This window comes from Candidatus Angelobacter sp. (assembly GCA_035607015.1).
Classification (GTDB): Bacteria; Verrucomicrobiota; Verrucomicrobiia; order Limisphaerales; family AV2; genus AV2.
Genome location: DATNDF010000219.1, coordinates 1 through 10,389, shown reverse-complemented (window position 1 = coordinate 10,389; position 10,389 = coordinate 1). Strand labels below are relative to the sequence as shown.

Here is a 10,389-nt window from a genome sequence, read left to right as displayed (position 1 = left end):
GCCCGGTCACGCCCGCACGCCCGTGGTGTTCGTCACCGGACTGACTGACTTCGAAAGCCGCGCCCGCTCGACGCTGAGCGGCGGCAACGACCTGATCGCCAAACCGTTTTTATTCATGGAACTGGCGGTCAAGGCACTGACCTATGTCCTCAAAGGCCAAACGGGAGTCGCACGGGCGTGAGACGCCGTCGGGATTCCGCCGCCGACCTCCAAAGCAACACGACGCCGCGTCGCCGGTTATTTCCTGATCGCATGGACTCCCTGCACGCCCCATGGCGGATCGAATATATTCTGGCGCCAAAACCCGCGGCGCAGGATGCCTCGTTGTTCTCCCACATCGCGCAATCCAGCGACGACGTGGAAAACCACGTCATAGCGCGAGATCGCACGTGCTACGCGCTTTTGAACACCTATCCTTACACCGGAGGGCATTTGATGGTCGTGCCCTACAAGCAGACCCCTGATTTCGATGGCCTGACCGAGGACGAGTTGCGCGATCTTCTGCTGCTTACGCGCCGCTGCCAGGGGGCGCTGGTCAAGGTGATGAAACCGGACGGTTTCAACATCGGCGTCAACCTCGGCAAGGTCGCCGGCGCCGGCATCATCGAGCACCTTCACATCCACATCGTGCCGCGCTGGAACGGCGACACCAACTTTATGCCGGTGATCGCCGACACCACGGTTGTGCCCCAGGCATTGAAGGAACTCGCCGCGCGTCTGCGCGCCGCCCTGACCGCAGAGTCCACGGGTCCCGAGCGATAAACCGCGCCGGCAATGGCTTCTGAAATTCTTCACTTCGAAAACGCCCGCCAGGCCCAGCAGCTTTTCAATAACGATCCGCGCAATCTCCAGGCGCTGGCGGATCAGCTCGACGTCAAAGCCACCGCGCGCGAAGGCTGGATCAAACTGGAAGGGCCTGCGGAAGCCGTGGAGCGGGCACGGCAGATGTTTCAACTGCTGGAGGGTTCCCTCCGGTCCGGCTCGCCGGTGCGCAACCGCGAATTCGCCTATGCTCTCAACGTCGTGAAACACGAGGGGACGTCCACTCTGAAAAGCCTGTTTGACGAGCGCATACAAACATCGGCCAAAAAGGCCCCGGTCACGCCGAAGACTGTCGGCCAAAAAAGGTATGTCGAAGCCATCCGTCAGCACGACGTGACGTTCGGTATCGGCCCCGCCGGCACCGGAAAGACCTATCTCGCCATGGCGATGGCCGTTCAGGCACTCAAGGAAGAGAAGGTTTCGCGCATTATCCTGACGCGCCCCGCTGTCGAGGCCGGCGAGGCGCTCGGCTTTCTTCCGGGCGACCTCTACGAAAAAATCGCCCCTTATCTGCGTCCTTTGCACGACGCGCTCCACGACATGCTGCCCGCGGAGGAAATTCAGAAACACATGGAGCGGGCGACGATTGAGGTCGCGCCCCTTGCCTACATGCGCGGTCGCACGTTGAATCAGGCGTTTATCATCCTCGACGAGGCCCAGAACTCCACGACCGAGCAGATGTTCATGTTCCTCACGCGCCTGGGCCACGGCTCGAAGGCGGTCGTCACGGGCGACATCACCCAGATCGATCTGCCGTCACATAAACAGTCCGGGCTGGTGGAAGCGCATCGCGCGTTGAAGAGCGTCGAGGGCGTGGCGATGATCGAATTCACGCGCCGCGACGTGGTCCGGCATCCGCTTGTCCAGCGGATCATTCACGCCTACGAAGAGCACCGCAGCGCCGCGAAATGACTGAGCTGCTCCTGCGCAACCGTCAACGCGTCCGTCGCATTGACATCGTGCTGTTAAAGAGCATCGCCCGCGCTCTTTTGACCGAAGACCTTGACGTCCGGGAATTCGAGCTTGGCATTCATCTTGTCGCGGCCCCTGAAATGTCGCGCATCAATCAACAGTTCCTCGGCCATGAAGGCTCCACCGATGTCATTACGTTCGATCACTCCGAGAACGCGGCGGACGAATCCGATTCGCGCCTTCACGGTGAACTTTTCATCTGCCTCGACGATGCCGTGGCGCACGCGCGCGGGTTCAGGACGCGCTGGCCGTCCGAGCTCGTTCGGTGCCTCGTGCATGGAGTGCTGCACCTGCGCGGATTTGACGACTCAACCCCGCCGGCCCGCCGCGCGATGAAACTCGAGGAAGAGCGGCTGCTCCGCGAGTTGAAGCGCCGGTTTCCGCTGCCCCGTCTGGCAAAGACGGCTCCCGTCGCCAAAGCGCGGCGAAGCGGTCCGAAATCGCGAACCGGCAATTCCCGCCGCGGCTTTCCCTTGAGCAAACGAAGCGGCAAACCTAGAGTCCAACGATGAAGAAAAGGAACGTTCTCTCGCGCTCCCGTGGGAATTTTTTCACCGGACTTGCCATCGTGCTGCCGGCGGTCATTTCCGTCGCGGTCCTGGTCTGGTTGTTCGGCACGGTGTCGAATATCACGGACATCCTGCTTTTCTTTTTGCCGCACGAATGGACGCACAAAAATGGCGGCGAGGGTCCGATGCACTGGTACTGGAGTCTCAGCGCCATCGCGCTGGCCGTGGTGCTCATAACTCTCCTCGGGAGCGTGGCGCGTTATTACTTCGGCCGAAAACTGATCGAGCTTCTCGACCGCGCGCTTCTGCGGGTCCCCTTGTTGAACAAAATCTATGGGACGGTAAAACAGGTCAACGAGGCCTTTTCACCGGGCAACCGCTCGTCATTCAAACAGGTCGTGCTCCTCGAATTCCCGCGCCCCGGCCAGTTTTCCGTCGGCTTTGTCACCGGCGAACAACATCAGGAAGTGCAGGCCAAAACGAAGCAAAAGGTTGTCAGCGTGTTCGTGCCCACAACACCGAACCCGACCAGCGGCTTCCTCGTGCTCGTCCCGGAAAAGGAACTGACGAAGCTCGACATGACCGTCGCCGACGGCATCAAGTTCATCGTCAGCCTTGGCGCCATCGCTCCCGAGTTCGCGCCCGCCAAACGCAGATCGTGATGCCCTGCACGCTCCCCTGCCCCGCCTGGTCTGGTGTTGCAAGCGCCACGCACCACGCATGACCCAACGCACGCAAGGACTGATTCTCCGCACGCGCCCGCTGACCGAGACCAGCCTGATCGTTCACTGGCTGACGCCGGCCTTCGGCCGCATCGCCACGGTTGCCAAAGGTGCCTGCCGCGCCAATTCGCCGTTCCGCGGGAAACTCGACCTTTTTTTCCTGGCCGACTTCAGCTTCTCGCGCAGCCGCCGCTCGGAATTACATACCCTGCGTGAAGTAAGTTTGCTTGGGACTCACAAGGCATTGCGGGAACAACTCGCATTGCTCCAGCAAGCCAGCTACTGCGCCGCGCTCATCGAGCAAGCGACAGAAACGGAGACGCCGTTGCTCGCCGTTCACGAACTGATGCGTGGTCTGCTCGATCATCTCCCAAAACAACCGCCCCAACCACAGACCATTCTAGCCTTTGAACTCAAACTGCTGAACGAACTCGGCCTGACTCCGGATTTTGAAAAAAGCAAACTCACGGCCGGGGTAAAACGAATCACGACCACTCTCCTGCAAAACGATTTGCGAACCGCGTCGCGACTGAAGTTAAGTGAAGCGCAAGTGAAAGAACTGCGGCAATTTCTCCACGGATTTCTGATCTTTCACCTCGGCAACATTCCGAAGGGCCGAAGCACAGCATTCACTGCATAGCAACTCTTCTTCTCGATTCAAGAATCCAGCCGAGCGAGTTAGAGAAGTTCTCGAACGGGCTTGCGGGCAATTTGACGGCGAAATAGCTTAGATGGGAATTTGATATGGCTTCCTCATATGATTCCAACATTTGGCTCGAGCTAGTCAAGACGCTTCCGAGCGTCGTCACGGCAATCACTGCAATCATTGGCGTTAAAATTGGCGCTCACGGCTTAAAGAAGTGGCGCGAGGAAACAATAGGGAAGCGCAAAACGGAACTTGCTGAGGACGTATTATCCGGTTTCTACCAAATTCGCGACATTGTCCGGGCCATCCGCTCGCCAATGTCTTTTTCAGGTGAATCGAAGGATCGCCCGAAAGAAGAACACGAAAGCGAAGTAGAATCGCGCCTGAAAGATTCCTACTATGTTACAATTGCCCGTTACGACGAGCATGGGAAAGCGATAGCCGATCTGATGACAAAGCAGTATCGGATGAAGGCGATGTTCGGCGCCGAAGCGGTCGAACCATTCATCCAACTTCATCGCATCCTGTCCGAAATCATTGTGGCCGCCCGTATGCTTATTACCACCGACGATCGAGAAAGATCTGGCAATAGTCCGACTGTTGTTGATCAATGTAGAAAATGGGAGGCAGTAATTTGGTGGGGAGCCGAGGAAAAAGACGCTCTTGAGAAGAAACTAGATTCAGCTATTCTGGAGATGGAACGAGTCTGTCGGCCTATTTTGGAGACACAGAAGTGAAAAGCCTGGAGGCATTTGGCCCATCATCGTGCTGAACAGGCTTCTTAGTTCACCAACGAGACTCATTTCTCTTCCGGCTCCACCCACTTGCCGTGTTCGCGAATCAAATCCACGAGCCGTTCCACAGCTTCGGTTTCCGGGATGTTGAATTTGATCGGCGTTTTGCCGACGTAGAGATTGATCTTGCCGGGCGCGCCGCCCACGTAGCCAAAATCTGCGTCGGCCATTTCTCCCGGTCCGTTCACAATGCAACCCATGATGGCAACCTTCACGCCTTTGAGATGCTCGGTCCGAGCTTTAATGCGAGCCGTCACTGTCTGCAGGTTGAATAGTGTCCGCCCGCACGAAGGGCATGCGACGTAATCCGTCTTGAACGAACGGCAGCCGGCCGCCTGCAAAATGTTGTAAGCCAGCCGCAGCGATTGCCCACCGCCGGATTCGCCGCGCACCAGAATCGCGTCGCCAATCCCATCCGCCAACAGCGAACCGATGACGACCGAAGCACGCAGCAAAGCAATCCTGGGTTCTAATGGAAATCCCTCACTCGGCTTCGCCACCCTCTCCCCATCCGATGGGGAGAGGGACGGGGTGAGGGGCACGTCATTAAAATTGATGCAGTCCTTCAGTAGGATTGGGTTCTTTCGACCAAGCCGTTTCAATTTTGCCGAGAGCAATCGAAACGCAGTGATCGCCGGAAGATCCACGCCGTCCTTCACGGTGACGAGTTGCGTGTCGCAGTTGATGTCGAAATCCGTCGTCGGATCAAGCTCCGCAACGTTGAGGTCTTCGTAAACGGCTTCCGGCTTTACATCGTCCTTCGGTCGGATCTTTGGCGCGACCTTGTCCCACGTCGCGCGCGTCACGACGACGCGGATGAGCTGTTCGCCACCGCATTTCGTTTGTTCGTTGAGTTCAATCTCCGGTGTCTCGCGCTTCTCGAAATGAAACGGGTCGAAGGGAAATTCATCCGCGAGGGACACCTTCCACGCCGTCCCTGAGCTTCGGGACGAGGTGGAACTCGTCCCTCCCATTGTGAGAACGGGAATCTGCGCCAGCAGGTCACGGCACACCTCGATCTCGCGTGGCGAATCTTCCGTAAGCGAAACGCGAATGGTGTCGCCCAGGCCGTCGCATAACAGTGAACCGATGCCGATCGCACTTTTGATCCGGCCATCCTCGCCCTCGCCGGCTTCAGTGACGCCGAGATGAATCGGGTAATTCCAGTCCGATCCCTCCTGCTCCAACCGCGCGACGAGGAGACGATAGCATTCGATCATCACCTTGGGGTTAGACGACTTCATCGAGAACTTGAAATTGTGAAAGTTGTGCTTGCGCGCGATGCGGGCGAACTCGAGGGCGCTCTCGACCATGCCGAGCGGTGTGTCGCCGTAGCGGTTCATGATGCGGTCGGAGAGCGAGCCGTGGTTCGTGCCGATGCGCACCGCGCGATTCAGTCGTTTGCATTCGAGCACGAGCGGGGTGAATTTGTCCTCGATGCGCTTGAGTTCTGACGCGTACTGCTCGTCGGTGTATTCCTTGACCGCGAATTTCTTCGAGTCGGCGTAGTTGCCGGGATTGACCCGCACGACTTCGACCCATTTCACCGCTTCCATCGCGGCCTCCGGTTTGAAATGAATGTCGGCGACGATGGGAACGAGACAGCCGCGCTTGCGAAGTTCGGCAACGATGTTCTGCAGGTTTGCGGCGTCCTTGACCGTGGGGGCGGTGATGCGCACCAGCTGACAGCCCACGGCGACGAGATCGAGCGTCTGTTGGACGCTGGCGGCGGTGTCCATCGTATCGCAGGTGATCATGGACTGCGCGACAACTGGATGGTCACCGCCAATAATGACGCCGCCATTCCGCGGATCTCCAATGGTCACTTCGCGGGTCTTACGGCGTCGGTAGAAATAAGGCGATTCACAGTAGCGCATGGGAATCACCTCGCGGGCTCGGAAGTCGGCGGCTGATTCTCATTCGGCTTTTCCTGCAGCTCAATTTGCGTGTCGCGTCTGAACATGGTTTTGAAAAGCGACCACCGCTTGATATCGAAGAAAGTGACGTAGAGCATGAATGAAATCAGCAAAACGGCAAAAGCGGTTGTTGTATATTCTTGAAATTTCGCGCTCAACGGACGGCGACGGATCCCTTCGATGATTGACATTAAGATGTGCCCGCCATCCAGAACCGGAATGGGCAGAAGATTGATGAGAGCGAGATTAATGTTCAGAAGCACCAAGAACTTTAAAGCAAGACGGTAGTCGGTATGGACCTGGGCTGCTAGCATCGTGAGGATACCGACGGGCCCGGCGAGGTCTTTCGCGCCCACGCCGGTCTCTTTCGAATGAATCAACGCACCGAAGGTGCTGATCGTTCTGTCCCAAACGTCGGCGATCGACTCCCACGGCTTCGGTCCCGGCTTCTCCAACTGGTAAACGATGGTCGAACTGCCCGTCAGCGCCACACCGATACGCCCCTTTTTTGTCGTGGGATCAATTTTCGGAGTAACAGAGAGGCCCAATTTGTCGGTGCCGCGTTCAATCTGAACCTCGGTGGGCTCGCCGCCGCGCCTCTTTATCAATTCTATGAGCTGCTCCTGGCTCACAATCGCAACGCCACCAAAACTCACGAATTTGTCTCCTTCTTTCAACCCCGCGGTATCGGCAGGCGTACCGGGTTCAACTCTGGCCACAACCGGATGATCGCGCGGATCCAGATTGAGCATCTTCAATCCAATGACATCGTTGACCTTGGCCCGGAGCTGGTACAGCGTTCTTACGCCGCCGCGCTCAATCACGACAGGAATCACGTTCGTTCGCGCGAGGACGGTGTCCATGTTCACGTCCTCCCAAGATTTGACCATTTTGCCATTCACTTCGACGATGCGGTCGCCCTCAAGAATTCCAAGTTTTGCTTCCTGAGAATCCGGGTCAACGTGCCCGATGATCGAGGGATTTACCGGCACGGGCAGCCCGACGAAGTAGATCAAGGTCGCGATGGCGAATCCGAAGACCACATTCATCAGCGGCCCGGCTGCAGCCACAAGGATCTTTGAAACCGGCGGCGCAGGCGGGATTTTCTCAGCTGAGGCATCGTTCCCGCCCTCGAGCGCTTCCGACGTGATCATTTGCGGCAACTTAACAAAACCTCCTGCCGGGATCCATCGCCAGGAGTACTCAATGCCATCACGAGTCCAGCCGAGTATCTTTGGTCCGAAGCCGATTGCGAAACCTTCTACCTTCATGCCGCGACGACGCGCGACCCAAAAGTGACCGAATTCATGTACAAAAACTGCGGCGCCGAACAACAATACTACGGCGACGCCCACGTAAATCGCGCTTAAGATGTTAGCCATTAGGTTCATTGCCGGATCCCCGGCGATTTCGCAATCTAGCCACCGATCGGGCTTCTGGCAATCTCGTAAGCGGATCTGTTCAAAGGTGGTTTCAGAAAAAATAGGGTCCAACCCAGGGAAGCGTTTACCCCACCGCCTCAGCCCTCGCCCAGGCATCTGCGGCGATGATTTGCTTGAGTGTCGGATGATCCACCAGGTTGTGGTGGTCCATTACCCTTGCGACGGTCTCACTTATTTGCTCGAACCCGATCTTTTGATTGCAGAAGGCTTCGACGGCGACTTCATTGGCGGCGTTCAGCACGGCAGGCATGGTGCCGCCCATCTCTCCCGCACGCCGTGCGAGGCCCAATGCGGGAAATCGATCAAGGTCCGGCTCCTCAAACGTCAGGCTGCCGAGCTTTGCCAGGTTCGTTTGGACGCGATCGCTGCCGACACGCTCCGGATAGGTCAGCGCGTGTTGAATCGGCAGGCACATGTCCGGTCTTGAGAGTTGCGCGATGATCGAGCCATCAATGAATTCGACCATCGAATGAACGACGCTTTGCGGGTGGACAACCACCTGCACACGGCCCATCTCGACGTCGAAGAGCCAGCGCGCCTCGATCATTTCCAGCCCTTTGTTAAACAGTGTGGCCGAATCAATGGTAATCTTGCGGCCCATCACCCATGACGGGTGTTTGAGCGCGCGTTCGACGGTGATGCCCGGAAAGTCCTTTTTGCAGGTCTGGCGAAACGGACCGCCCGAGGCGGTCAGCCAAAGTTTGCGGACGGACGACGGCGGCCTGCCGTCCAGGCATTGAAATATTGCCGAATGCTCGCTGTCCACGGCCAGCACGCGCACGCCGTTTTCCCGGGCCTCCTTCATGACGATCTCGCCCGCCATCACCAGGATTTCCTTCGAAGCAACGGCAATGTCTTTGCCCGCGCGGATGGCGGCGAGCGCCGGCTGCAGCCCCGCGGTGCCAACGATCGCGATGAGGACGATATCTGCCGACGGCATCGTGGCCAGCGTGATCAAGCCCTCCGCACCGCTGTGAACCCGGCTGATCGTGCCAAGCGCGGACTCCAGCTCACGCGCCTTGTCGGGGTCGTTGATCGAAACCGCTGCGGGTCGGTGCTTCAACGTTTGTCGGGCGAGAAGTTCCGCGTTGCTTCCGGCGGCGAGACCCACGAGGCGGATGTGGTCCGGCAGATCCTCCGCCACCTTGATGGTGCTGGTGCCGATGGAGCCGGTGCTTCCAAGTAAAACAACGTTTTTCATTCCAATCCACTAAACCGGCCGCGTCAGAACATGACGGAGATACAAATACATCAGCGGCGCATTAAACAACAAACTGTCAAGCAGGTCGAGAATTCCGCCGATTCCCGGGAAATACGTGCCCGAATCCTTCACGCCCGCCTCGCGTTTGAACAGCGATTCGATCAGGTCGCCAATGACGGCCGACGTGCTCAAGAGGCCGCCGAGAACGATCGCGTGCTTCCAGTTCATGCCGGTCAATCGCTGGCCGGCAAAATGAGCGAACACCAGGCTCGCCAGGGTTGAGACAATCACGGCGCCGGCGAACCCTTCCCAGGTTTTTCCCGGACTGATGCGCGGAATCATTTTGTGCCTGCCGATGAGCGACCCGACCGCATACGCGCCCGTATCGCTGAATTTCGTGACCAGAATGAAATAAAGAACGTAATGCGTGCCGTTGGCTTTCGGGAAAAAGTTAATTTTTTGAATGAAATTGAGCAACCAGGGAACGTACATCAACCCGAAGAGCGTCGTCGAGATGGCCAGAATCCCCGCGGTGTTATGGGTCGAGACAAACTGCCGGACACAGAGACCGAGCACGAAGATGATGAGCAGGCTGGTTTCAAAGTCGTTCGCCTTGGCGGGCGCCTCATGCACGCCGAGCAATCCGGACAAATAGAAAAAGGTGCTTGCGATGAGCAACAAGCCTCCGAAGATGCCCCAGCCCTTGAAACAAACCAGTCCGCGCTTCTCGACGAGACCGTAGAATTCCGCCAACCCGAATCCGGCCAGAACCATCATGATGACCAGAAAGATCGTGTCCGAGATGAGCTTGTTGCCCGAGAAAAGCGACCAGATCACCACGGTCCACAAAACAATCGAGGTGAGCAGTCGGCGGAAAAAAATCTTTGCTTTCGAGAACGATGGCGGTGGGGCGGTCGCGTGTGACATTGCCGGCGAAACTATCAGGCGCAATGACGATTGCCAATTTCCGATTGCGGATTTCAGACGCCGCCAAACCTGCGATGCCGCCGGGCGTATTCCTCCAGGGCGTCGAAGAATTGCTCCCGGCGGAATTCCGGCCAGAGGGTCGGTGTCACCACAAATTCCGAGTAGGAAATCTGCCACAACAAAAAATTGCTGACCCTCATCTCCCCGCTCGTCCGGATGAGCAAATCAGGCTCGGGATAATGCCGAGTATAAAGGTGTTCGGAGATCGTCTTTTCGTTTATCTCGGCTGCCTCGATTTTTCCCTGTTTTACCTTGGTCGAGATTTCGCGAATCGCCTCCACGAGCTCGGTGCGTCCCCCGTAACTCAGGGCCAGGATCAGCGTCAGACCATTGTTTTTCTCCAGTGCCGCCCGGGTTTTCTTCAATTGCTCCTGTACA

At 57.6% G+C, this 10,389-nt stretch carries 12 protein-coding genes; 7 read left to right on the top strand and 5 right to left on the bottom strand.

Annotated elements, in window-relative coordinates:
* The 7 genes from VN887_09005 to VN887_08975 all read left to right on the top strand — a co-directional run.
* Positions 1 to 181, top strand: a 181-nt coding sequence (locus VN887_09005) for a hypothetical protein (protein HXT40149.1), incomplete at its 5' end; no start/stop codon positions are given.
* Between the two features lie 71 nt (positions 182 to 252).
* Entirely contained in the window at positions 253 to 762 is a 510-nt protein-coding gene (locus VN887_09000) for an HIT domain-containing protein (GenBank protein HXT40148.1), read from the top strand.
* A 12-nt stretch (positions 763 to 774) separates the two neighbouring features.
* Positions 775 to 1,734: a PhoH family protein gene (locus tag VN887_08995; protein HXT40147.1), complete on the top strand. Its 960-nt coding sequence runs from the start codon at positions 775 to 777 to the stop codon at positions 1,732 to 1,734.
* Positions 1,731 to 2,306 carry an rRNA maturation RNase YbeY gene (ybeY, locus tag VN887_08990; GenBank protein HXT40146.1) on the top strand — a complete coding sequence of 192 codons (576 nt, stop codon included), beginning with the start codon at positions 1,731 to 1,733 and terminating at the stop codon, positions 2,304 to 2,306. The genes VN887_08995 and ybeY overlap by 4 nt, the downstream gene beginning before the upstream one ends.
* Entirely contained in the window at positions 2,303 to 2,965 is a 663-nt protein-coding gene (locus tag VN887_08985; protein HXT40145.1) for a DUF502 domain-containing protein, read from the top strand. The genes ybeY and VN887_08985 overlap by 4 nt, the downstream gene beginning before the upstream one ends.
* A gap of 58 nt (positions 2,966 to 3,023) precedes the next feature.
* Positions 3,024 to 3,665 carry a DNA repair protein RecO gene (gene recO / locus VN887_08980; GenBank protein ID HXT40144.1) on the top strand — a complete coding sequence of 214 codons (642 nt, stop codon included), beginning with the start codon at positions 3,024 to 3,026 and terminating at the stop codon, positions 3,663 to 3,665.
* Between the two features lie 104 nt (positions 3,666 to 3,769).
* Complete coding sequence (locus VN887_08975) at positions 3,770 to 4,408, top strand: hypothetical protein (GenBank protein HXT40143.1); 639 nt, start codon at positions 3,770 to 3,772, stop codon at positions 4,406 to 4,408.
* A 62-nt stretch (positions 4,409 to 4,470) separates the two neighbouring features.
* Here VN887_08975 and ispG read toward each other — a convergent pair whose 3' ends face one another.
* The 5 genes from ispG to uppS all read right to left on the bottom strand — a co-directional run.
* Complete coding sequence (ispG, locus tag VN887_08970) at positions 4,471 to 6,342, bottom strand: (E)-4-hydroxy-3-methylbut-2-enyl-diphosphate synthase (protein HXT40142.1); 1,872 nt, start codon at positions 6,340 to 6,342, stop codon at positions 4,471 to 4,473.
* Positions 6,343 to 6,347: 5 nt separating this feature from the next.
* A complete protein-coding gene (gene rseP / locus VN887_08965; GenBank protein HXT40141.1) occupies positions 6,348 to 7,874 on the bottom strand; it encodes an RIP metalloprotease RseP in 1,527 nt (508 codons plus the stop codon).
* A gap of 13 nt (positions 7,875 to 7,887) precedes the next feature.
* Positions 7,888 to 9,024: a 1-deoxy-D-xylulose-5-phosphate reductoisomerase gene (locus VN887_08960; GenBank protein ID HXT40140.1), complete on the bottom strand. Its 1,137-nt coding sequence runs from the start codon at positions 9,022 to 9,024 to the stop codon at positions 7,888 to 7,890.
* A 9-nt stretch (positions 9,025 to 9,033) separates the two neighbouring features.
* Complete coding sequence (locus VN887_08955; protein HXT40139.1) at positions 9,034 to 9,951, bottom strand: CDP-archaeol synthase; 918 nt, start codon at positions 9,949 to 9,951, stop codon at positions 9,034 to 9,036.
* A 53-nt stretch (positions 9,952 to 10,004) separates the two neighbouring features.
* Positions 10,005 to 10,389 (bottom strand): polyprenyl diphosphate synthase (uppS, locus tag VN887_08950; GenBank protein HXT40138.1); only part of this gene is annotated, 385 nt, incomplete at its 5' end.

What these genes read in the sequence shown, in the direction of transcription:
- VN887_09000 (HXT40148.1), top strand. Translation starts at nt 253, where the DNA reads ATGGACTCCCTGCACGCCCCATGGCGGATCGAATATATTCTGGCGCCA.
- VN887_08995 (HXT40147.1), top strand. Translation starts at nt 775, where the DNA reads ATGGCTTCTGAAATTCTTCACTTCGAAAACGCCCGCCAGGCCCAGCAG.
- ybeY (HXT40146.1), top strand. Translation starts at nt 1,731, where the DNA reads ATGACTGAGCTGCTCCTGCGCAACCGTCAACGCGTCCGTCGCATTGAC.
- VN887_08985 (HXT40145.1), top strand. Translation starts at nt 2,303, where the DNA reads ATGAAGAAAAGGAACGTTCTCTCGCGCTCCCGTGGGAATTTTTTCACC.
- recO (HXT40144.1), top strand. Translation starts at nt 3,024, where the DNA reads ATGACCCAACGCACGCAAGGACTGATTCTCCGCACGCGCCCGCTGACC.
- VN887_08975 (HXT40143.1), top strand. Translation starts at nt 3,770, where the DNA reads ATGGCTTCCTCATATGATTCCAACATTTGGCTCGAGCTAGTCAAGACG.
- ispG (HXT40142.1), bottom strand. Translation starts at nt 6,342, where the DNA reads ATGCGCTACTGTGAATCGCCTTATTTCTACCGACGCCGTAAGACCCGC.
- VN887_08960 (HXT40140.1), bottom strand. Translation starts at nt 9,024, where the DNA reads ATGAAAAACGTTGTTTTACTTGGAAGCACCGGCTCCATCGGCACCAGC.
- VN887_08955 (HXT40139.1), bottom strand. Translation starts at nt 9,951, where the DNA reads ATGTCACACGCGACCGCCCCACCGCCATCGTTCTCGAAAGCAAAGATT.